Genomic DNA, 22346 nt, shown 5'->3' with positions numbered 1-22346 from the left:
TGACCGCCCGCGATCTTTCATCGATTTGGTCGCACTCGCCTGCAACCAATCGCGCCCGCCACGGTTCACGCTCCCGGACGGCCCATCACGGAGAGCAGGCATGGCGATCAAGGAACTTGCGACATTCAACATCGTCCGAAAGGGCGAGGATTACCGGATCACCATCGAGGATGCGAACGGGGATACGACCGAGTACACCGCCGACTACGATGCACTCGATCTCATCTCCGAGGCCATCGACGAGGCGCTGGACAGCGACGAGGAAGAGGCGCTGGAAGTCGACGAGGACGAAGAAGAGGAAGAGAACTGAGCCCGACGGTTCAGGCTTGAGTTCGAAGGGGGAGCGGTCACGGCCGCTCCCTTTTTTGTGTGGGCGCAAGCTACATACGGCCTGCAAACCCCAAGCATTCCTGATTTCGACATAAATCCTGAATTTGCTTCAGGGTCCATGGCGCAACACGCTCAGAGCCTTGTCGGACTGAATTGCCGGCCCAGCAGCACCTCTCGCGGACAAGTATCGGCGCTTGATGGACCCTGAAACACATTCAGGGTGACGAGGCGTGGCCACATCCTCGTGATACCGAGCTGGCGGCCACTCCACACCAATCGCGTCAATACCGCCGCGCTACAGCGAACAGCGCCGCCTGGGCCATCGCATCGCGGGCCGCCCCCGCCGGGAAGCCGGCGATCGCGTCGATGGCGCGCTGGGCGAAGTGGCGGGCGCGTTCGCGGGTGGCCTCGACGCAGTCGTGGCGGTTGATCAGCATGACGGCGTGGGCGAGATCCTCGTCCTCGGTACGGAAACCGGCGATCGCGTCCTGCCAGAACTTGCGTTCCTCGGCATCGCCGCGCGCATAGGCGAGGATCACCGGCAGGGTCATCTTGCCCTCGCGGAAATCGTCGCCCTTGCTCTTGCCGCTTTCCTCCGCATGCGAGTCGTAGTCGATCGCGTCGTCGACCAGCTGGAACGCGATGCCCAGGTTCCGGCCGTAGGCGTCGAGCGCCTTCTCCTCGGCCTCGCTCTTCTCCGCGACCACGGCGGCGATGCGGGTCGCAGCGGCGAACAATGCCGCCGTTTTCGATCCGATGATCGAAAGGTAGCGCTCTTCACTGGTTTCGACATGGCGCTGGGCGACGAGCTGGTCGACCTCGCCCTCGGCGATCACGGATGCCGCCTTGGACAGGATCTTGAGGACCTTGAGGCTGCCATCCTCTACCATCAGCTCGAACGAGCGGGTGAACAGGAAATCCCCTACCAGCACCGTCGCCGGGTTACCGAAGACGATGTTGGCGGCGGCCTTGCCGCGTCGCAGATCGGAACCGTCGACCACGTCGTCGTGCAACAGCGTCGCGGTGTGGATGAACTCCACCGCTGCGGCGAGCTTGTGGTGGCGCGTGCCCTGATAGCCGCACAGCTCCGCGCCGGCGACGGTCAGCATCGGACGCAGCCGCTTGCCGCCGCCCGAGATCAGGTGCCCAGCAAGTGCCGGAATCAACGGCACCTCGCTCTGCATCCGGTCGAGGATCACGGCATTGACGCTGTTCATGCCTTGCGCGGTCAGCGCGAGCATGGGCGACAGCGAGGGTTCGGCTCCGCGCGTGCGCAGCGGTACGACTTCAGCGCTCATTGCGGTGCGACATGGAGGCTGCGGGGCTGCATGGCAAGCGCGAAAGCCGCCAGTGGAATTGCACGTGCGACCATGCTAGCGGCTCGCGCCATGAGCGAGCCCGTGTCCAGCCCCGAACCCGCCCTGCAGACCGGCCCCGATCCGGTGCTCGCCGGCTATCGCGCCAGCATCGACAACATCGACGCGGCGCTGATCCACATGCTGGCGGAGCGCTTTCGCATCACCCAGGCAGTCGGGGCGTACAAGGCCAGGACGCAGCTGCCCGCCTCCGATCCGAGCCGTGAGGAGCGCCAGATCGCGCGGCTGCGCAAGCTGGCGGAGGAAGCACAACTCGATCCGGACTTCGGCGAGAAGTTCCTGCGGTTCATCATCGACGAGGTGATCCGCCATCATGAGCAGGCCAAGGCTGAGGCGTGATTTTGTAAACCGTTTTGGGTTTCAGCCGACTGCGGGACTGCTCGGCTTCTTCTCGGGCGTCCATTTTTAACGCACATCCCTCGTCGTCCCCGCGAAGGCGGGGGCCCCGCTTCTTGCGTCAGGCACTAACTCGTTGAAGATAGCGGGGCCCCCGCCTTCGCGGGGGCGACGAGGAGGATGCAGCAGAGTTGAATTCGGTAAGGCTGCAGCTGAGGTAATTTCGTTGCATTAAGATCAGCACCCACTGACCAACTCACCCCACCGCCCTCGGCAGCTTGAGCTTCACCAGCAGCCCGCCAAGATCCTCGCTTTCGTCCAGCTCGACACTGCCGCCGTAGATCTCCGCCACATCGCGCACGATCGCCAGGCCGAGCCCTGTCCCCGGCTTGCCTGTATCCAGTCTGGCTCCGCGGTCGAAGATGCGCGTGCGCTCGGCCTCGGGGATGCCGAGGCCGTCGTCCTCGATCCAGATCTCGCACCAGCGCGGGTCCTTGGTCTCGTCGACGGTGACGAAGACGCTGCCACCGCCGTACTTGGCCGCGTTCTCGATCACGTTGCCGAGCAGTTCCTCCAGATCCTGCCGCTCCAGCGCGACCATGGCATCGCGATTCCCGGCGAGATCGAACCGCGTCGCACCGTAGAGGCGTTCGACGGCCCGAAGCACCGCCTCCAGGCTCGGCCACACGCCGGCGCGTGACAGGCCGGCTGCGCGACGGCCGACCGCCCTTGCCCGCGCGAGGTGGTGATCGACCTGGCGCCGCATTACCCCGGCCTCGCGGATCACCGTATCTCCCAGGTCCGGCGCGCGTGCCGTGGCGGCGTTCATCACCACCGTCAGCGGCGTCTTGAGCGCATGGGCAAGGTTACCCGCGTGCGTGCGGGCCTCCTCTGCCTGGCGGTCGGTGTGCTCGAGCAGGGCGTTCAACTCCTCGACCAGAGGCTGCACCTCGTGTGGAAGCGGCTCGGTCACCTTCGAAGCACCGGTGGTCCGCAGCCGGCGAATGGCCCGGCGCACGTGGCGCAGCGGGAACAGGCCATACCAGGTCTGGATGCCCGCCATGGCGAGCAGCCCCAGGCCAAGCCCCAGGAAGCTGTAGAACAGGATCGAGCGGATCGACTTGATCTGCTCGTTCAACTGCTCGCGACTGGCGGCGACGGTGAACATCCACTCGGTCCGGCTGCCCGGCAGGATGATCGAGCGTTCCATGACCCGCAGCGGTTCGCCCGCGAACTGGTTGCTGTCGTAGGTATGCGGCTGCGTGTCGAAGTGCTTTTCGGGCACTTGCAGGCTCCGGTCCCACAGGGATCGGGAGGGAAAGTCCTCGTGTCCCTTGCCGCGGATCTGCCAGTAGAGGCCGCTGTTGGGCTCCAGGAACCGCTGGTCTCCAAGCGGCCGGTTGAAGAACACCTCGCCGTCCGGCCCGATCTCCGCCGAGCCGATCATGCCGGTCAGCATGTAGCCGAGCTGCTCGTCGAAGCTGCGCGTCACCTGCGAGGTCAGTGTTCGGTCGAGGAAAACGCCGCCGATCAGCAGCAGCAACGAGATCCAGCCGGCTGCGATCAGCATCATGCGCCGGGCAAGCGAGCCCGTGCCGCGCGGGCGACGCCGACGCGGCTGTGCGTCCGTCGCTACGGTCGCCAGCTGGTCCGTATCAACCTCGCGGCTGATCTGCGGGGTCGTCGAGGCTGTAGCCGAGGCCACGGATGGTGGTGATCACATCGGCACCCAGCTTCTTGCGGATGCGCGTAACAAAGACCTCGATCGTATTGGAATCGCGGTCGAAATCCTGATCGTAAATGTGCTCGATCAGTTCGGTGCGGCTGACCACCTTGCCCTTGTGGTGCATCAGGTAAGCCAGCAGCTTGTACTCCTGCGCGGTCATCTTCACCGGCTCTCCAGCGAGCGTCACACGGCCCGAGCGCGTGTCGAGCCGCACCGGCCCGGCGGTCAGCTCGCTCGAGGTGTTGCCCGAGGCGCGGCGGATCAGCGCGCGCAGGCGGGCGATCAACTCTTCGGTCTGGAACGGCTTGGCGAGGTAGTCGTCGGCGCCGGCGTCCAGCCCCGCCACCTTGTCGGACCAGCTGTCACGCGCGGTCAGGACCAGCACCGGAAAGTTGCGACCTTCCTTGCGCCACATGCCGAGCACGGTGAGGCCGTCGATCTCGGGCAGGCCGAGATCGAGGATCACCGCGTCGTATTCCTCGGTCGACCCCATGAAGTGGCCGTCCTCGCCATCGGTGGACAGATCGACGGCATAGCCGTTCTGCTCCAGCGTGTTCTTCAGCTGGTTGCCGAGCGTGGGTTCATCCTCGACGATCAGGATGCGCAAATCGGTCTCTCCCTCAGGTACCGGGCTGAAATGGGCCGAATGCGCAGAATGGTCAAGGAAGCCCACGGTTCCGTCTCCTTGTGTGGCACCCGTAATCCGCCCCGCAGCTGGAAACCCTATCGACTGCGGCTGATGATCCGACCCGTGCGGGCGTCGACGTCGACGAACACGACTTTACCACCATGGATGAACTTAAGCCTATAAGCCATTGCAGCTGCATCGTATTCCGGACCGAGATACTGCATCCCCGACATCTGCGGGAGCACGATCTGCTCGATCTCGCGGGTGGAGCGCACGGTGCCGGCTCGGCGCTCCTTGCGCAATTGGCCCTGTTCGCTGACCTGGTCGGCAGAGGCGGGCACTGCCCCGACACCGACCAGACAAAGGGAAAGAGCAACGGCTCGCGAGATTAGCTGATGGGTCATCACGAGCCGGCTTATCACGGCAACCCCTTGAACATCCCGTGAATACGGCCGGAAAGTGGCGCCATGTGGCATGTGCGCCACAGCGCTTGCCAGCATCAGGCATGCCCCTGTAGGGCGCACGACATGGCAACTGCACCGATATTGAGCTGGGAAGGCCTGGGTTTGATCCAGGGGTCCGGCTGGCTGTTCAAGGATCTCGACCTCGCCATCGGCGCACGCGACCGGCTGGCGCTCATCGGCCGCAACGGTGCGGGCAAGACCACCCTGCTCAAGCTGATCTCGGGCCAGGTGGAGGCGGACAAGGGCACTCGCTCGGTGCAGCCCGGCACGCGCATCGTCACGCTGGAACAGGATCCGTTCTTCACCGGATACGACACCTTGCTCGACTTCGCGATCTCTGGCGAGGATGCACCGCCGCGCCATGAAGTGGAAGCGATCGCCGACCAGCTGGGCATCGACCTCTCCCGCACCGCCGACAGCGCCTCTGGCGGTGAGCGGCGCCGCGCCGCTCTCTGCCGCGCGCTGGCATCGGAGCCGGACCTCCTTCTTCTGGACGAGCCGACCAACCACCTGGACCTTGCCGCCATCGAGTGGCTGGAAAGCTGGCTGCAGCGCTACAGCGGCGCCTTCGTGGTCATCAGCCACGACCGGACCTTCCTCACCCGCCTGACTCGCTCGACGTTCTGGCTGGATCGCGGATCGCTGCGGCGCAAGGACGTGGGCTTCGGCGGCTACGATGCCTGGGAAGAGCAAGTCTACGCCGAGGAAGCGCGCGCCGCCGAGAAGATGGACGCCAAGCTCAAGATCGAGGCGCATTGGCTGGAACGCGGGGTCACCGCCCGGCGCAAGCGCAACCAGGGCCGGCTCGCCAAGCTTTGGGAGATGCGCGCCGCGCGCGCCCAGATGATGGGGCCGCAAGGCGCCGCCAAGCTCGCCATCGGCTCCGACGACGCCAAGAGCAAGTCGGTGATCGTCGCCGAACACGTTACCAAGCGCTTCGAGAAGGCGGACGGCGGCACCCGCACGATCATCAAGGACTTCAACTTGCGCGTGCAGCGTCGCGATCGCATCGGTCTGGTCGGCGCGAACGGCTCGGGCAAGACGACGCTGCTCAAGATCCTGACCGGCGAACTGCAACCGGACGAGGGCAAGGTCGTGCTCGCCAACACGCTGCAGGCCACGATCATCGACCAGCAGCGCAGCCGCATGTCGCCGGAGAAGACGATCCGTGAAGTCGTGGCCGAAGGTGGCGACTGGATCGACGTGCGGGGCGTCCGCAAGCATATCCAGGGATATCTAAAGGAATTCCTTTTCGATCCGAACATGGTCGAGGCGAAAGTCGGCACGCTCTCCGGCGGCGAGCGCTCGCGCCTGCTGCTCGCCCGCGAGTTCGCGCGGCTGTCGAACCTGCTGGTGCTTGACGAGCCGACCAACGACCTGGACCTCGAAACCCTCGACCTGCTGCAGGAGGTGATCGCCGACTACGACGGCACCGTCCTGATCGTCAGCCACGACCGCGATTTCCTCGACCGGACGGTGACGGTGACGCTGGGCTTGGATGGCTCGGGCCATGTAGACGTGATCGCCGGTGGCTATGCGGATTGGGAAGCCAAGCGGCGCCAGCGCACGGCTCCGGGCAAGGCGGCGAAGGCGAAAGAGGAGGCCGTGGCTCCAGCTGCTCCGCCGCCTCCGAGCAAGGTGAAGCTCTCGTACAAGGACCAGCGCGACTACGAGCTGCTGCCCAAGCGGATCGAGGAGCTGGACGCCGCGATCGCGCGCGACGAGGCGGCGATGGCCGATCCAGCCCTCTACACGCGCGATCCGGCCAAGTTCGCCGCGCTGACGGAGGCGATCGCCAAGGCGCGCGCGGGTAAGGATGCGGCCGAGGAGCGCTGGCTCGATCTTGCGAGCCTGGTCGAAGGCTGAAGTTCAGCGTCGTCCCGGGCTCAACCCGGGACGGCGGCATGATCAGGCCCGCATTCTCTCCGCGATCCGCTCGTCCACCCGGCGCTCGAGCAGTTCGAGCGGCATCAGTCCTTCCTTCAGCACATCGTGGAACCACGCCAGGCTGAACTTGTCGCCCAGCTTGCCTTGCGCGCGCTGGCGCAATTCGGTCCACTTGTTGTGGCCGATCTTGTAGCTGCAGGCCTGCCCTGGCTGCGTGCAGTACCGCTCGACCTCGCGCTGGCTGCGCCCGGCCGAGAAGCCGACTGTCTCGACCAGATATTGCGTCGCCTTCTCGCGGCTCCAACGCTTGGCGTGAATGCCGGTGTCGACCACCAGGCGCGCGGCGCGGAACAGGAAGGATTGCAAGTAGCCCGCCTTTTCGAGGCCCGAGTAACCGCCAAGTTCATCGGCCAATTGCTCGGCGTAGAGCGCCCAGCCCTCGCCATAGGCCGAGATGAACAACGTGCGCAGCATCAGCGGCACCTCGCCGCTCTTGCCGGCATAGCTCAGCTGCAAGTGGTGGCCCGGGATGCCCTCGTGATAGGTGAGCGACGGCAGCTGGTACTTGGGCCAGTCCGCCGTGTCCTTGAGGTTGATCCAGTAGATCGCCGGGCGCGAGCCATCGAGCGGAGCGCGGTAGTAGTAGCCGTTCGAGGCGCCGTCCTGGATCTCGGGCGGCACGCGGCGGATCTCGAGCGGTTCGTCAGGGATCTGACTGAAGGCCTTGGGCAACAAGCCTTTCATCTGCGCGACGCCCTGGTTCAGGCTGGCGATCATCGCGGTGCGGCCGGCATCGGTGTTGGCGTAGAGCTGCTCGGGCGCGGAGTTCAGCGCGACGAGGCGCTGGCCGACGGTCGCGCCCTTGTACCCGGCCTTGTCGAGCATCTCGGTCAGCTGCGCGCCGATCTCCGCCACCTGGCGCAGGCCGATCTGGTGCACCTCCTCGGGCGAGAGCGAAGTGGTTATACTGTCCTTCAGCGCGGCGGCGTAGATCGCCTCGCCCCCCTTCAGGCGCCACACCCCATCGCCCGCCGGCGTGGTTCCACGCAGCTGCGTGAGCAGCGCCATCTGCCGATCGAGCGCGGGATAGACCTCGCCGTCCATGATCTTCGCCGCACGTGCGGACCAATCGCCGTCGAGGCCCTTTTCCTTTGCCCGCCGCGCCAGCGACGCCACCAGCGTGCTCTGTGCCGCGGGCACGTCACGCAGCTTGCGCATCTGACCCAGCGTCAGATCGAGCGACCAGGCCGGCGCCACCACGCCGCGCGGCGCCAGCGAGCGCTGATACGCGGTATCCTCGTCGAGCGCGGTGCGGAAGGCGGAGAGACGCGCCAGATACGCCTCGGCATCCGCCTTGGTCTCGATGGTGTGGCGGGTGTCGAGGAAATCGGGAACGCTGAAGTAGGCGCCGCCCTGCTGGAAGATAGGATAGGGCCGTCGAACGGAGTCCAGCTGGAAAGTCTCTGGCACAAGTCTCTGACCGACAACGTAAAGAGCCACCTCGCGCTGTAGCTTGCCGGCTTGGCTCAGGCCCGCTGGCGCGATCGCCTTCAACTCGGCCAGCGACTTGCGATCCTGCGCCGTCCGCCTGGCGCGCCCGGCGGGACTGTTGTCGTCCAACTGCGACTTCAACGCGGCGCGCTCGCCCTTGTCATAGCCGCGCTCGGTCGCGGTCTCCGGTTGCAAGTCGATGTCGGAGTAGAAGATGCGGTCGAGCGCGGCGACGAGTTTCGCATCACCTGGCGCCTGCGCCATCAAGGCGCCGGGGCGAATGGTGGCAAGCGCCAACGCGGCGCTGCCGGTGGCCATGAAATCGCGACGTTTCATTGTGTTCTCCGCCAATGTTGCTGCTGCAGGGGTGCCACCGTGGCGAGGCGGGCGCAACACGCGTGGTTGCGGGGCACCGCGCACGCTGAAGCCATCGCACTTGCCATCCGGCTCGCCTTGGTAGAGAGCGCGTGCACCGCAATGGTTAGAGGACCCCATCCATGATCAACCGCATCCGCGACATCCGCGCGCAGAAGGGCATGACGCTGGCGCAAGTCGCCGCCGCCTGCACGCCGCCGACCACGGCGCAGACGATCGGCCGCCTGGAAACGGGCATGCGCAATCTTTCCCTGGTATGGATGAACAAGATCGCCGCCGCCCTTGAGGTCGAACCGGAAGTCTTGCTTCGCAGCGAAAGCGCCGGCGAACCGCAAGTCACCGCAGTGCTGACCGGCAGCGGCGTCGACGCGCCACGCAAGGCCGCCGACGCGCTGCTCCCCACCGCGCTGGCCGGCGAAGGTGCGTTGCGGGTCGTGACCGTCGAGGCGGCCAGCGGCGATTACCGCGCCGGCGACCAGATCTGGTTGCGCGAGACGCCGATGGAGCAGATCGCCCGTGGCCTGAACCGCGACGTGCTGGTGCCGCAGCCTGCGGGGCGGTTCGCTTTCGGTCGCCTCATCCAGCACGAGGCCGATACGCTCACCCTGCTGCCTCCTGGCGGGCAGAAGCACGTCACCGTCAAGGACCCCGCGTGGATCGCCATCGCCGAGATGCTGGTGCGCAAGCTGTAGCGCAGCGATGCGCATCCTCTCGATCGCGACGCTGTTCCCCAATCCGGTTCGGCCCGGGTTCGGCATCTTCGTCGGCAACCAGATGCGCGCTGTGGTGGCGCGCGGGGACGTCGACCTGACGGTGGTGAGCCCCATCGGCATGCCGCCGTGGCCGCTCTCGACACGCGAGCCCTATGCGCGCCTGCGATCGATCCCGGCCGATTCCCGCGCTGTCGGGTTGCCCGTGCTTTACCCCCGTTTCACGCTGATCCCGAAGATAGGCGGCGACGGCAATCCGGCGCGGATCGCACGTGCGGTGCTGCCGCTGGTGCGGCGCCTGCATGCCGAGCACCCCTTCGATCTCGTCGATGCGCAGTTCTTCTTTCCCGACGGCCCGGCGGCAGCGATCGTCGCGCGAGAGCTCGGCCTGCCGCTCACGATCAAGTCGCGCGGGGCCGACATCCACTACTGGGCCGGGCGACCGAAGGCCCGTGCGCAGATCCTGGCTGCTGCCGAGCAGGCGGCGGGTCTGCTGGCCGTCAGCAAAGCACTGCGCGAGGACATGATCGCACTCGGCATGACGGGCGATCGGATCCTGGTTCACTACACCGGGCTTGATCGGGAGCGGTTCCGCCCGATGGCGCGGACCGAGGCCCGGGCCCAAGTCGCGGCGATGGAGGGCATCCGAGTACCCGAGGACGGACCTTTGCTGGTCACGACAGGGGCGCTGATCGCGCGCAAGGGGCAAAGGCTGGTCATCGAGGCGCTGGATCAGCTCCCCGGTGCGCGGCTCGCTCTCGCCGGAGCCGGGGAAGACGAGGCGGCCTTGCGCTCGCTCGTGCGGGAGCGAGGGCTGGCGGATCGGGTCCATTTCCTGGGCCAGGTCGGCCACGAGGCGCTGCCGCCGCTGCTGTCTGCGGCCGATGTCCTGGTGCTGCCCTCGGCCAGCGAGGGCCTGGCGAACGCATGGGTGGAGGCGCTTGCCTGCGGTACGCCGATCGTCGTGCCCGACATCGGCGGTGCGCGAGAGGTGGTGCAGGACCGCTCGGCCGGGCGGATCGTCGCGCGGGATAGTGCCGCCATCGCCGCAGGCGTGCGGGAGATCCTGGCCGCGCCGCCTTCGCAGGCCGAAGTGGCGGCGCATGCAGACCGGTTCAGCTGGGATGCGAACGCCGATAACCTTGTGCGGTTCTGGTCCGGTGTGCTCGCGGCCGAGCCGATCCGCTAAGGGGTTGTCGCCTTCTCCCCGATGGGGAGAGGTAGCGTAACTTACCGCCTTCGTTGGCTAGCGCAGCTTGGAGAGGGGGGCGACGCGCGAGAACGCACAAGCCCCTCTCCAACTCCGGCTAAGCTGCAAGCAGCCAAGCCTGCGTATCCTCTCCCCGTCCGGGGAGAGGGAAGATCTTCTGCGCTGCTACCCTCAGCCACGCTCGCGGGCGAGGCGCTCCTGCCGGTCGGTCGCGCTTTCGTTGGCGACGAAGCTGTTGGAGCTCACGCCGAGCCAGATCAGGATCGGCGCGGCCATGTAGATCGAGCTGTAGGTGCCGACGAAGATGCCCAGCGTGATCGCGGCCGTCATGCCGAACAGGCTCTCGGGACCGAACAGCAGCAGCGGGACCAATGCGATCAGCAGCGTCGCCGATGTCATCACCGTGCGCGCCAGCGTCTCGTTGACCGACAGGTCCAGCAGTTCGGGCAGCGGCATCTTGCGGTACTTTTTCAGGTCCTCGCGGATGCGATCGTAGACGACGATCGTGTCGTTCAGCGAGTAGCCGATCAGCGCCAGCAGCGCGGCGATGATTTGCAGGCTGAATTCCATCTGGAACAGCGCGAACATGCCGATGGTGAGCGACACGTCATGGACAAGCGAGAGCAAGGCGCCGACGCCGAACTGCCATTCGAAACGCACCCAGATGTAGATCGCGATCGCGCCCATTGCCGCCAGCAGCGCATAGATCGCCGTGTCGCGGAACTCGCTCGAGACTTTGCCCGAAACCGTATCGATGCCGTCGATCCGCACGTCGGGGTAGGCCTGGCGCACGGCGCTGACGATGCGATTGCTGATCTGCTCGGCAGCGGCCGGGTTGCCCTCCGCACTGGCCGGCAGCTTGGTGCGGATCGAGACTTCGTTCTCCGCGCCATAGCGCTGGATCACCGGATCGCCGTAGCCCAGCTTGCCCACCAGTTCGCGAAGCTCGCTGATCGGAGCCTGCGACTGTTTGGTGAAGGTCGCGCTGATCTCCTGGCCGCCGGCAAAGTCGACGCCGTAGTTCAGGCCCTTGGTGAAGACGAGCGTCCAGCTGGCGATCACCAGTAGCGCACTGATTACGTAGAACGGCACCCGCCACTTCAGGAAGTGGATGTTGGTGTTCTCGGGAACGAGCTTGAGCAGTTTCATGGATCTTGCCTCAGACGTTCAGCTCGGTCGGCCGCTTCTTGCGCAGCCAGTCGGCAACCCACATGCGGGTCAGGGTGACGCCGGTGAAGACGCTGGTGAACAGGCCGATGATCAGCACGACGGCAAAGCCGCGAACCGGCCCGGTACCGAAGACGAACAGCAGGACGCCGGCAATGGCGTTGGTGACGTTGGCGTCGTAGATCGCGCGGCTTGCTTCCTTGTAGCCGTTCTCGACCGAGGCGACGACACGCCGGCCCTTCTTGCGCTCCTCGCGCATGCGTTCGTAGATCAGCACGTTGGCGTCCACCGCAGCACCGATCGTCAGCACGAAGCCGGCGATGCCCGGCAGTGTCAGCGTGGTGTTGATCAGCGCCATGACGCCCAGGATCATCAGCACGTTGATGATCAGCGCGATCGTCGCGTAGATGCCGAAGCGTCCGTACACCAGGATCATGATCAGCATGACCAGCAGCGAGCCGACGGTCATCGCGATCAGGCCCTTGCGGATCGAATCGGCGCCGAGGTCCGGCCCGACAGTCCGCTCCTCGACGACGGCGAGGTCGACCGGCAGCGCGCCCGAGCGCAGGGCAATGGCGAGCTGGGTCGCCTCCTGCACGCTGAAACTGCCGGAGATCTGCGCGCTTCCGCCCAGAATCGGCTCGTTGATGTTGGGCGCCGAGAGGATCTTGTTGTCGAGGATGATCGCGAAGGGACGGTTCACGTTCTCACTGGTGAGCTGCGCGAACTTGGCGCCGCCGGCCGAGTTGAACGTGATCGAAACGACGGGCGCGTTCGACTTGGGGTCGAAGGCCTGCTTGGCATCGGTCAGCTGGTCGCCCTTGATGCCGCCCAGGCGCTTGACCGCCAGGCCGGGTTGCCCCCTGCCCTCCTGCGGGTCGGCAAAGGGCAGGATCTGCGAACCCGCAGGCGCGATGCCCTTGGCGATGTCGTCGGGCTGCGCGGTCACGTCGACCAGCTTGAACTCAAGCTTGGCGGTCTGCCCCAGCAGCTTCTTGAGGGCGCTGGGGTCCTGAAGGCCGGGCACCTGGACGACGATGCGTTCGTCGCCCTGGCGCAGGATGGTCGGCTCGCGTGTGCCGAGTGCGTCGATGCGCTTGCGCACGACCTCGACGGCCGTGTCCATCGCGTTTGTCACCGCCTGGTCGACGCCCTGCTGCGTGGGCGTCACCACGAAGCGGCTGCCGTCGACGACCTGGATGTCCCAGTCGCGCGCTCCGGTGAGCCCGGCGCCGGTGGTCAGCGGCATGATGGCCTCGCGCGCGGCGTCGACCTGCGCGGGGTTCTTCAACATGAACGACAGCCGGCCACCCTGGCTGGAGATGTCGCCGATCTGGATCGAGGGCTCGGCGGCCTTGAGGCGCGTGCGCACCTGCTCTTCCATCGTCTCGAGCCGCTGCTTGGCGACCTGGCGCTGATCGGCCTCGAGCAGGATATGACTGCCGCCTGCGAGGTCGAGGCCGAGGTTGACCATCGGGCTGGGCAGCGCCGCCGGCCAGCGCACGCCGGCGATCGAGAACAGCGAGGGAAGCGCGCAAGCAATGGCAAAGGCGGTGATCGCCCAGTACCACGCCTTCTTCCAGGTCGGGAAGTCGAGCATCAGTTCAGCGCCTTCGCTCAATCGTTGGCCGGCTTGGAACCAGCGGGCGGGATCACGTCAGCGATCGTCGACTTGACTGCCTTCACGCGCACGCCCTGCGCGATCTCTACATTGACGTAGTGCTCGTCGACGCTGACCACCTTGCCGACAAAACCGCCACCGGTGAGCACTTCGTCGCCCTTCTTGATCGCCTCCAGCTTGGCCTTCTGCTCCTTCTGCTGCTTCATCTGCGGGCGCATGATGAGGAACCAGAAGATCAGGCCCATGGCAACGAACGGCAGGTAGCTCAGCCAGGCGGGCGGGGCGGCGTTGGCACCGGCGCCAGCGGCGGCGAGTATCGAGAGAACGGTAGTTGGCATGGGCGAAGGCACGCTTTCTGAAACTGTGGTGTCGCGCCCGCGCGGCGCATAAGCTGGCCAACACGAACGACATCGATCAGCGCGCGCGGTTAGCAGCATCGCGCGAGCCGTGCAACGCGCGGGCTCAATCGAGCGGTGGGTGGGGTGTAAGGCGGATCGGGTTGTTCGCCGGGAAGTACCAGTGGATCGCGGCGGACGACCTTTCGTCACCAAGGTCGTCACCCTGGAACGATTACAGGGTGACGAGGTAAACGGTCGCAGACCTTGCATGTAGATGGATGCGGCCTTCCCGCTTGCACTCGACCAAAGCCTTGCCTATAGGCGCGCCTCCGGTCGGGACGTAGCGCAGCCTGGTAGCGCATCACACTGGGGGTGTGGGGGTCGGAGGTTCGAATCCTCTCGTCCCGACCAAAGTTCTTTCTGCCTCGCCATGCGGACGGCTTTCCTAAGCTGAGCGGCATAGCTTGAGGACGCTCAACGCCACATCACACCACAACCTCGTCATCCCCGCGAAGGCGGGGATCCCGCTTGGTGCCTTGACCTCGCAGACGAAGGCGGGGCCCCCGCCTTCGCGGGGGCGACGGGTGTTGAGGTGCTTCCTGGCTCAGGCCTCCACTTGCGGCCGGTTCGCCAGCAAGTGATCGACGACTCCCGGGTCCGCCAGGGTCGAGGTGTCACCCAAATTGCCCGTATCGTTCTCGGCGATCTTGCGCAGGATGCGGCGCATGATCTTGCCCGAGCGAGTCTTGGGCAACGCCGGGGTGAACTGGATCACGTCGGGCGTGGCGATGGGGCCGATTTCGGTGCGGACCCACTTCACCAGCTCGGCACGCAGAGCCTCGTCGGGTTCCACCTCGGCGTTGGTGGTGACGTAGGCGTAGATGCCCTGCCCCTTGATCGCGTGTGGCATGCCGACCACCGCGGCTTCGGCCACCTTGCTGTGCGCCACCAGCGCGGATTCGATCTCTGCAGTGCCCATGCGGTGGCCCGAGACATTGATGACGTCGTCGATGCGGCCGGTGATCCAGTAGTAGCCGTCCTCGTCACGCCGGCATCCGTCGCCGGTGAAGTAGTAGCCCTTGTAAGTGGTGAAGTAGGTCTGGAAGAACCGCTCGTGATCGCCCCACACGGTGCGCATCTGGCCGGGCCAGCTGTCGGCGATCACCAGGCTACCCTCGGCCGCGCCCTCTAGTATCTGCCCCTCGGCATCGAGCAGCAAAGGCCGTACGCCGAACATCGGCCAGCTCGCCGCACCGGGCTTGAGCGCGGTGGCGCCGGGCAGCGGGGTCATCGTCGCGCCGCCGGTCTCGGTCTGCCACCAGGTGTCGACGATAGGGCAGCGCGCCTCGCCGACGACGCGGTAGTACCATTCCCAGGCCTCGGGGTTGATCGGCTCGCCCACCGAGCCGAGCAGGCGCAGCGACTTGCGGCTGGTCCTGGCGACCCATTCGTCGCCCTCGCGCATCAGTGCACGCAGGGCGGTGGGCGCGCCGTAGAAGATTTCGACCTGGAACTTGTCGACGATCTGCCAGAAGCGGCTGGGATCCGGGTAGTTGGGCACGCCCTCGAACATGACGGTGGTCCCGCCGTTCAGCAGCGGACCATAGACGACATAGGTGTGCCCGGTGACCCAGCCCACGTCCGCCGCGCACCAGAAGATCTGCCCTGGGCGGTAGTCGAAGACGTACTCGTGCGTCATCGAGGCCCAGACCGAGTAGCCGCCGGTGGTGTGCAGCACGCCCTTGGGCTTGCCGGTCGAGCCCGAGGTGTAGAGGATGAACAGCGGGTCTTCCGCGCCCATCTCCTCGGGCGCGCAGTCGGGTGACTGGCCCTCGACGCCCTCGGCCCAGTCGACATCGCGTCCATCGCGCATGACGACATTCGCACCGGTATGGGCAAGCACGATCACCGTTTCCACGCCCGGCGCGTGGGCCAGGGCGGCGTCGACGTTCGCCATCAGCGGGATCGCCTTGCCGCCGCGCAGGCCTTCGTCTGCAGTGAGCACGACCCGGCTGTCGCAATCCTGGATGCGCCCGGCCAGTGCCTCGGGCGAGAAACCGGCGAAGACGATGGAGTGGATCGCCCCGATCCGCGCGCAGGCGAGCATCGCCACCGCCGCCTCGGGCACCATGGGCAGGTAGATCGTGACGCGATCGCCCTTGCCCACTCCACGGCTGCGCAGCAGGTTGGCGAAGCGGCAGACCTGCTCGTGCAGCTCTCGATAGGTGATACGCCGCGCCGGTCCGTCGGGACTGTCAGGCTCCCACAGGATGGCCACCTGATCACCGCGCGTGCCGAGGTGCCGGTCGAGGCAATTGGCCGAGAGGTTCAGCGAGCCGTCGCCGAACCAGCGGATGCCGAAGTCCGCCTCATGGAAGCTGGTTTCCTTGACCTTGGTGAACGGCTTGATCCAGTCCAGCCGTTTGGCCTCCTCGCGCCAGAAGCCGTCCGGATCGTCGACCGAACGACGATAGAGCGCCTGATACTTGGCTTCGTCAATCAGCGCATCGGCCGCCCAGTTCGCGGGAACGGGATAGACGGGCTGGCTCATGCGCTCTCTCCTTCGCGTCGTCTTGCGCGGATCGCCGATGCGATTCCTTGCGGCAGGGCTTAGCACGCCGGGGGCGGGAACACGCAAGCCGCAGCTTGGCTTGCGTGACGGTGCGAACCACTCAGTCCTGCGGGCGCAGGCCGGCCGCTAAGATGCCGGCAAGCGCCGCGATCTCGTCATTGTCGCTGGTGTCGCCGGTCACGCCGACGGCGCCGATCACCGCGCCGCTCTGGTCCACCACGATCACGCCCCCGGCGGCGGGGATGACCGCGTGGGAGGCAGAGGCAGCAAGAGCACCGACGAACCACGGGCGTTCCACAGCCATGTCCGCGACCTTGCGCGAGGAGACGCCGAGCGCGAGCGCGCCCGCGGCCTTGCCCTGCGCGATCTGCATACGGCCGAAGGAGGCACCGTCCTGCCGCTGAAAGGCGATCATGTGTCCGCCCGCATCCACGACCGCCGCGCTGAGGGGCTTCAGGCCGAGTTCCGCACCCTTGGCGAACGTGGCAGCGATGCAAGTGTTGGCTTGGTCGAGATTGATGCGGCTCATGTCGGAACGTCCTTTGTCAGATAGGCGGATCATGGATGCACGATTGCACGCGATGACCATCTTTGTATACATTCCCAGCGAACGTCATCGGAGCAGCTGGTGGAGCGTCACGCCCCAACTGACGGTCGATCTTGGCAATCGCTACCCTTGACCGGTCTGTCGGATCAGCGGAACGGATCGCTGCTCCAAGCGGTTGTATTCTTTTGAACAGCTACCGACACGGAGTGAGGCAGATGAGCGAAGACAAGGGTAAGACCCCGCTGCAAGCCAGCGGCGAAGGCCGTCCGAAGCCGCAGGCCGAAGGTGTCGGCGTACCGGGCACGCATGGTCGCACCGAGAGCGAAAGCCAGGGCGGCGCCTATCCCAACCCCCACACCGGCAAGGAAGAGGCCGGCAAGTCCGGCGGCTTCCACGGTGGCCAATCGGAGGCCGCCTATCACGGCACAGGTCAACTGGGAGAGGACGACGTAAAGGGCCTGGAGAACCAGAACTCGGCCACCAAGAAGGGCTGAGCCGCAGACGGCGTGTGCACGCAAAGTACCGTGCACACGCCGCCATGCAATGAGCTTGCGAAAACCGAGCATGGACCGTGCAACTTGCAGTTGACCTGCCGTTGCACTCGACCTAAGGGACGCGGCCTGCACCGCCCCGGCGGTTTGCAGATGGTCTGGCGGAGTAGCTCAGCCGGTTAGAGCAGCGGAATCATAATCCGCGTGTCGGGGGTTCGAGTCCCTCCTCCGCTACCAGACCATCTTGTAATCACTAGATTTTCTGCCGAAGGCGTCGGGCAACTCTGGACCAGTTTACACAAACCTGTAAACCGCAGCCGCAGAAACTACCCTGAAAGACGCTCGACGAGGGATACGACGACCCGCGCTTCGTCGACGTAGCGCGCGCGGATTTCGCCCACCTTCTCGGCCGTCCAGCCCACGATCCGAGCAATCTGCTCGTCGGTCAGCCCCTTCACCGCCAGGAACGTGACGAAGGTGCCTCGCAAGTCGTGGAGCGTGCGATCGAAGCCCTTCGGCTGCTTTCGCTGCCATACCGTCTCTAAGCCACTCGCTGTCCATGGTTGCTTCCGGCTGTTCAGCAGCACGGTGCCCTCGTCCTTGCGTCCGATCTCGGCGAGCAGCTTGCGCAGTTCGGGGAAGATCGGGATCACGGCCCTGCCGCCGCGTTTGCGGGTGCGCTCGACAGTGATCTGCTTGTCGAACACCTGCTTCCACTCCAGCGCCACAAGATCGCCCAGGCGCAGGCCGGTCAGGCGAGCAAGCCTCAGCGCTGTCATGACGTGGGCCGGGAAGTCCTCTTCCTTCTCGACTGCCGTCCAGTGACGATCTTCCCAGATTTGCTCGGAACGGTCGGCGGAGTGAAGCAGGCCGATGCCATGGCAGAAGTGCCGCTCGAGCTTGCCGTTCTCCACACCCCAGTTCAGCAGGGTCACCATCATCACCACCGCCTTGTCAGCGGTCCGGGGCATGTGCGCCCACTCGTCGCGCCACTCGATTACATCGCCTCGCATCCGCCAGTCGCAGAAGGCGTCCACCGGAGTCGTGCCGAACCGCTTCGAGATCCGGGTCAGCCAGAGCCGGTAGTCCTTCTTGGTCGAGGGCTTGGTGTTGATGTACTTCGGGCTCGCCTCATACGCCTTGATGAGCCAGTCGACGTCCTCCGGTGCGCGTCCTATTGTGTCCTGCTGGGCACGGTACTGCGCGTCGAGGATCTCGCGCGTGATGACCGGCTTCTCCTCGCCATCCTGCTTGTGGATGCAGGGGCCGCCACGCCAAGCATAGACGAACCAGCGACGGCCGGTGGCGAGACGCTTACTGACTACGTGCAGGCCGGTCACGATTCTTGTCCTTCGCCTTCCATGCGTCATAGGCGTTCCCCGGAGTCGTGGCCGGGGGTGAGACAGCCACGCCATCGGCGCGGATGTCAACGGAGCAAGCGGCTGGATCGAAGCCTTCCTGGCGGAGGAAGTCGAACAACTCCTTCAACTCAGTCAATGGTACGAGGCGGCGCTTCGCTGTCATGCGGCGTCATCCAGCCCCAGCAAGCCGAACAGCGTCGGCACGGCCGCCTGGCGCTCCGCTTCCTGCAGGTACCGCACACTGTGCGCGAAGTAGTCCGGGTTGAGTTCACTGCCCTGCCCCCGCCGCTTCTTGAGCACCGCGCGCATCGGGACAGTGCCGAGCCCGCAGAAGGGATCGTAGACTAGCTCGCCCTCCATGCTGAACCGGTCAATCAGTCGATCCACGATGTCGAACTGCAGCGGGCAGACGTGCTTCTCGCGGCCTTTCGCTACTTGCTCGGCGTTGAGCGTCCGCATACGCACGACATCGTCCCAGGTGTCAGGATCGTGCGCGCCGGGCGCTAGGCTCATGAACGTGCGCGGCAGATGCCCGCGGGTGTCGTTCGTCTCGCGCGCCTCAATATGCTCGCCGATCGCTACGTGGGCGGCGAAGTCGTAGATCAGGCCGCGCGTGCCTTCCATAAAGGCTTTCACCAACGAACCGACGCCCATCTCGCCATAGTGCGCGGCAGCATCGCCGAGTTCGGCCGGCATCGCGAGCCGCTCGCCGCTCGAGCGCCAGAAGGCGTGCGCGTCGATCTGCCACTTGGCTAGGCTGTACTCGTCCGCCACCTTGCGCACCGGCTTGTCGGCATAGCCGCGGCTCCGGTCGCTCTGCGGCTTCCTCATCAGGAGCACATATTCGGGCGAGCCAACGCCCATCTTCGTGCCGTCCTTCAGCATCTCGCTGTAGGAAAGCCGGTAGGTCTGGTTGTTTTCCCGCACCACGTCGGTGTTGACGTGGATCATGCCCATGTACTGAAAGCCGTGCTCCAGATAGTGGCTGATGCACTTGGCGTGGAACGGGTTCACCGTGGGCACGCCCTCCCCCGTCACGTTGCCGAACAGGATCCGGTCTTTGACGTGTATGCACGACATCCGGCCGGGCGCGAGCGCACGCAGCAGTGCCGGCGTGAGGAAGTCCATCTGTGCGAAGAAGTGCGCGTCATCGTCGGTATGCCCGAAGTCATTGTAGCTGGGCGTGTACTCGTAGTGGTTGCTAAACGGGATCGATGTGACGATCAGATCCAGCGAGCCTTCCTCAAGCAGCTTCGCTTCCTCGACGCAGTCGTTGTGCGCGAGCTTCCACCCGGCGCCGGTCATTTCGGTGCGGTCCACTCCGATGCTCCTCTTCATGGCTTCGGCAGCGGCGGCATGGTTGAGGCCGTACTTGCGGATGATCTCCGACATGCGGGCCTTCATCTGATCGTCGCGCTGCCATTTAGCGAGTAGTTCGCGCCGCACCTGGTCCTCGGTCTCGGCGTAGATTATGTCGATCACGACCTGACCCGGTTGCAGGAACCGGTAGATGCGGTGGATCGCTTGGATGAAGTCGTTGAACTTGAAGCCTACGCCAGCGAAGATCGCGCGGTGGCAATGACGCTGCAGGTTGGAGCCGCTGCCCAGCATGATCGGTTTCGCCGCGAGCCGGGCTAGCTCACCGTCAGCGAACCGGCGCACGATCTCCTCCCGGTCGTCTAGGTCCTGGGAGCCGAACACCGCCTCTACGCCCTCGAGCTTCTCAAGTGCCCGGCGCTCGTCCTCCAGATCGTGCCACAGCAGGAAGTGATCATCGGGGTCCTCGGCCATGATCTCGGCGACCTTGGCAACGCGGGCGTCGAGGGTGCGCCGCTTCTCGCGGCTGGCGCCGACCACACCGACAGCCTTGTCTCGAAAGAGCGCGGCCTGGCCGAAGTTATCCGTCTCGGTGCCGCCAGCGATGTCGGTCTTCACCTCGTGCCAGCGGACGATCACCTTCGGCAGATCGTAGCCCTCATCGCTGAAGCCGAGATCGCTGGGCCGCTGCAGGAACACCGCCCAACTGTTCATCCACAGCCAGAACTCATCTTCCTTGTGTGGGTAGAGGGTGAGGTCGTTCGCCTTCTCGCTATTGCGGGAGAAGAAACGGGTGAGCGCCTGGCCGGTGTCCATGACGCCGAGGAAGCCGGCGTAGTGGATCAGCTCCTTGTACCGGTTTGGGCTGGGCGTGGCGGTAGCAACGAAGCGGTACGGCACCTGCTCGAACAGCGGCAGGAACTCCTGGAACGTCTTGGAGCCGTAGCTGCGCAACACGCTCGCTTCGTCTAGGCTTGCCACCGTGAAGCGGCTGACGTCGATCTTGCCGTCGCGCACGCTCTCGTAGTTTGTAAGAAACAGGTGGGTGTCGGCCGGATCGCCAGCGGCGATGATGGCGTCGATCTCGGCGTCACAACGAACGAAGTGCAGCTTGAGACCGAGCTTGGCCGCATCCGCTATGAACTCACGACGCACGCCTAGCGGCGCGACGATCAGACCGAGCGCACCGAAGCTGACCAGGCGAACGATGATGTCGCAGATGAGCAGCTGCTGGATCGACTTGCCCAAGCCGAACGCCTCAAACAGTGCGCGCCGGCCACCTTCGATTGCCCACTGGACGATCGCGCGCTGGTGAGGCTTGATCTCCTCGCCGGTGACAAGGTGCGTGGGGATGTCGTCAAGCGAGCACGGGAGACCGGCCGACTGCGCTAGCGGTGCCTTTGCCTCAAGGAAGGTGTGATAGTCGGTCATGAGTTGATCCCGAACTCCCAAGGCTGCATTCCGCGCTGCTTGAGCGCTGCCTTAACCTTGCTGATTGTGCGCTCCGCGAGCCTGACGCGTTGCTTGAGCAGATCGGTGTCGCGGTTGACCTTGCCGCTGTTCCGGATGAGCGAGACGACGAACTGCCAGGTGGGTCCGTCCTTGTCGCGGAGCGGCGCGTGCACGACCTTGGTGAGTACCGTGCCGTCGAACTCGATCAGCCCCGCCCAGTCCGGCACCTCGTCGCGCTTCACCAGCCCGGCGGGCGTCACGTAGTAGAATTGGTCCGAGAACAGCCGGGCCTCACGCTGTTTGAAGGCGTGATCGCGGCGGAAGTCGGCGCGTGAAACCTTGATCTCGTGGGCAATCGCCTTGAAGCCTGCCGAGCCGTTTGGGCTGATCGTCCAGAAGTCGCAACGACGCTCGCCACCTGACATCGCAAGTTCGGTGGCAAAGATGGCGTCGCCGGCAGCTGCGATGAGAGCGGCCAGGATGTCGTCGGCGGTCATGCCATTGCCTCGATCTTCGGCCACTTGCCTTTGAACCCTCGCGGCGGTCCGACCTCGTTTGGATCGATCCCCTCAGCCCGCATGCGCTCCACGGCCTCAGCAAGTTTGCTATCGTGACGGCGCCAGTGATCGGCCCAGGCCTCCTGACCCCATTGGGCCCACACACCCTCGCGACCGTCGCGCTTGGTCATCTCGATTTCAAAGCCAAGCGACTGACGCCATTGCAGCACGTAGAACGGCCACCAGCGCTCCAGCTTACCGCCGCAACCGTAGGCCTTCACCGGCGCATCGATGTATGCGCAGATGCGATCCGCGATCTCGCCCGGGTCCATGGTGTTGTACCCAAAGGATCGAAAGCCAGTCTCGCTCCAAAACAGCGATCCCGGAGCGCTTACGGCATGGGTGCTGAAGCCTGCGCTGACGACGCAAGGTACGCCCCGCACGACTAGG

20 protein-coding genes and 2 tRNA genes are annotated in these 22346 nt (G+C 65.4%); 8 read left to right on the top strand and 14 right to left on the bottom strand.

Going from position 1 to position 22346, the window contains the following annotated elements; all coding sequences use genetic code 11:
• Window positions 1-100 precede the first annotated feature (100 nt).
• Window positions 101-310, top strand: coding sequence for a hypothetical protein (locus HNO88_RS14845; protein WP_184247074.1), 210 nt, complete (start codon window positions 101-103; stop codon window positions 308-310).
• A gap of 301 nt (window positions 311-611) precedes the next feature.
• Here the strand turns inward: HNO88_RS14845 and HNO88_RS14840 are convergent, their stop codons facing one another.
• Window positions 612-1628, bottom strand: coding sequence for a polyprenyl synthetase family protein (locus HNO88_RS14840; protein WP_184247072.1), 1017 nt, complete (start codon window positions 1626-1628; stop codon window positions 612-614).
• A 90-nt stretch (window positions 1629-1718) separates the two neighbouring features.
• Between HNO88_RS14840 and HNO88_RS14835 the strand changes: the two genes are divergently transcribed.
• Window positions 1719-2045 carry a chorismate mutase gene (locus HNO88_RS14835; RefSeq protein ID WP_246381826.1) on the top strand — a complete coding sequence of 109 codons (327 nt, stop codon included), beginning with the start codon at window positions 1719-1721 and terminating at the stop codon, window positions 2043-2045.
• A gap of 253 nt (window positions 2046-2298) precedes the next feature.
• On the opposite strand, the gene HNO88_RS14830 is transcribed toward HNO88_RS14835, so the two are convergent.
• The 3 genes from HNO88_RS14830 to HNO88_RS14820 form a co-directional block, all read right to left on the bottom strand.
• On the bottom strand, window positions 2299-3615 hold the full coding sequence (locus tag HNO88_RS14830) for a sensor histidine kinase (RefSeq protein WP_184247238.1): 1317 nt from the start codon (window positions 3613-3615) through the stop codon (window positions 2299-2301).
• Between the two features lie 82 nt (window positions 3616-3697).
• Window positions 3698-4375 carry a response regulator transcription factor gene (locus HNO88_RS14825; RefSeq protein WP_184247235.1) on the bottom strand — a complete coding sequence of 226 codons (678 nt, stop codon included), beginning with the start codon at window positions 4373-4375 and terminating at the stop codon, window positions 3698-3700.
• A gap of 116 nt (window positions 4376-4491) precedes the next feature.
• Entirely contained in the window at window positions 4492-4896 is a 405-nt protein-coding gene (locus HNO88_RS14820; protein ID WP_312857084.1) for a PepSY domain-containing protein, read from the bottom strand.
• Between the two features lie 27 nt (window positions 4897-4923).
• Here HNO88_RS14820 and HNO88_RS14815 point away from each other — a divergent pair, with 27 nt between their 5' ends.
• Window positions 4924-6726, top strand: a complete 1803-nt coding sequence (locus tag HNO88_RS14815) for an ABC-F family ATP-binding cassette domain-containing protein (RefSeq protein ID WP_184247069.1) — start codon at window positions 4924-4926, stop codon at window positions 6724-6726.
• A 42-nt stretch (window positions 6727-6768) separates the two neighbouring features.
• Here the strand turns inward: HNO88_RS14815 and HNO88_RS14810 are convergent, their stop codons facing one another.
• Window positions 6769-8574, bottom strand: coding sequence for a DUF885 domain-containing protein (locus HNO88_RS14810; RefSeq protein WP_184247066.1), 1806 nt, complete (start codon window positions 8572-8574; stop codon window positions 6769-6771).
• A 161-nt stretch (window positions 8575-8735) separates the two neighbouring features.
• Between HNO88_RS14810 and HNO88_RS14805 the strand changes: the two genes are divergently transcribed.
• Window positions 8736-9305 carry a helix-turn-helix transcriptional regulator gene (locus HNO88_RS14805; protein WP_184247063.1) on the top strand — a complete coding sequence of 190 codons (570 nt, stop codon included), beginning with the start codon at window positions 8736-8738 and terminating at the stop codon, window positions 9303-9305.
• A 7-nt stretch (window positions 9306-9312) separates the two neighbouring features.
• Entirely contained in the window at window positions 9313-10512 is a 1200-nt protein-coding gene (locus HNO88_RS14800) for a glycosyltransferase (RefSeq protein ID WP_184247060.1), read from the top strand.
• Window positions 10513-10704: 192 nt separating this feature from the next.
• On the opposite strand, the gene secF is transcribed toward HNO88_RS14800, so the two are convergent.
• From secF to yajC, 3 genes are read right to left on the bottom strand one after another with little or no spacing between them, the layout of a single operon-like run.
• Entirely contained in the window at window positions 10705-11682 is a 978-nt protein-coding gene (gene secF / locus HNO88_RS14795) for a protein translocase subunit SecF (RefSeq protein WP_184247057.1), read from the bottom strand.
• A 10-nt stretch (window positions 11683-11692) separates the two neighbouring features.
• Window positions 11693-13300, bottom strand: coding sequence for a protein translocase subunit SecD (gene secD, locus HNO88_RS14790; protein ID WP_184247228.1), 1608 nt, complete (start codon window positions 13298-13300; stop codon window positions 11693-11695).
• Window positions 13301-13317: 17 nt separating this feature from the next.
• Complete coding sequence (gene yajC / locus HNO88_RS14785; protein WP_184247054.1) at window positions 13318-13659, bottom strand: preprotein translocase subunit YajC; 342 nt, start codon at window positions 13657-13659, stop codon at window positions 13318-13320.
• A gap of 334 nt (window positions 13660-13993) precedes the next feature.
• Between yajC and HNO88_RS14780 the strand changes: the two genes are divergently transcribed.
• Window positions 13994-14070 (top strand) — tRNA-Pro (locus HNO88_RS14780).
• Between the two features lie 193 nt (window positions 14071-14263).
• On the opposite strand, the gene acs is transcribed toward HNO88_RS14780, so the two are convergent.
• Both acs and HNO88_RS14770 read right to left on the bottom strand, forming a co-directional pair.
• A complete protein-coding gene (gene acs, locus HNO88_RS14775) occupies window positions 14264-16210 on the bottom strand; it encodes an acetate--CoA ligase (protein ID WP_184247050.1) in 1947 nt (648 codons plus the stop codon).
• A 121-nt stretch (window positions 16211-16331) separates the two neighbouring features.
• Entirely contained in the window at window positions 16332-16760 is a 429-nt protein-coding gene (locus tag HNO88_RS14770; RefSeq protein ID WP_184247047.1) for a GlcG/HbpS family heme-binding protein, read from the bottom strand.
• A 233-nt stretch (window positions 16761-16993) separates the two neighbouring features.
• Between HNO88_RS14770 and HNO88_RS14765 the strand changes: the two genes are divergently transcribed.
• Entirely contained in the window at window positions 16994-17272 is a 279-nt protein-coding gene (locus HNO88_RS14765) for a hypothetical protein (RefSeq protein WP_184247044.1), read from the top strand.
• A gap of 157 nt (window positions 17273-17429) precedes the next feature.
• A tRNA-Met gene (locus tag HNO88_RS14760) sits at window positions 17430-17506 on the top strand.
• A gap of 89 nt (window positions 17507-17595) precedes the next feature.
• On the opposite strand, the gene HNO88_RS14755 is transcribed toward HNO88_RS14760, so the two are convergent.
• The 4 genes from HNO88_RS14755 to HNO88_RS14740 form a co-directional block, all read right to left on the bottom strand.
• The gene (locus tag HNO88_RS14755; protein WP_184247041.1) at window positions 17596-18609 is read right to left on the bottom strand and encodes a tyrosine-type recombinase/integrase; all 1014 of its coding nucleotides are present in this window, start codon (window positions 18607-18609) and stop codon (window positions 17596-17598) included.
• A 180-nt stretch (window positions 18610-18789) separates the two neighbouring features.
• Window positions 18790-21378 (bottom strand): DNA methyltransferase, encoded by a 2589-nt coding sequence (locus tag HNO88_RS14750; RefSeq protein ID WP_184247038.1) that lies wholly within the window; start codon window positions 21376-21378, stop codon window positions 18790-18792.
• Window positions 21375-21896, bottom strand: coding sequence for an MmcB family DNA repair protein (locus tag HNO88_RS14745; protein ID WP_184247035.1), 522 nt, complete (start codon window positions 21894-21896; stop codon window positions 21375-21377). Before HNO88_RS14745 ends, HNO88_RS14750 begins: the two co-directional genes overlap by 4 nt.
• The gene (locus tag HNO88_RS14740; protein WP_184247032.1) at window positions 21893-22228 is read right to left on the bottom strand and encodes a hypothetical protein; all 336 of its coding nucleotides are present in this window, start codon (window positions 22226-22228) and stop codon (window positions 21893-21895) included. Before HNO88_RS14740 ends, HNO88_RS14745 begins: the two co-directional genes overlap by 4 nt.
• Between the last annotated feature and the right edge of the window lie 118 nt (window positions 22229-22346).

This window comes from Novosphingobium chloroacetimidivorans, from assembly GCF_014204535.1.
Taxonomy (GTDB): domain Bacteria; phylum Pseudomonadota; class Alphaproteobacteria; order Sphingomonadales; family Sphingomonadaceae; genus Novosphingobium; species Novosphingobium chloroacetimidivorans.
This window is presented reverse-complemented; position numbering and strand designations above follow the sequence as displayed.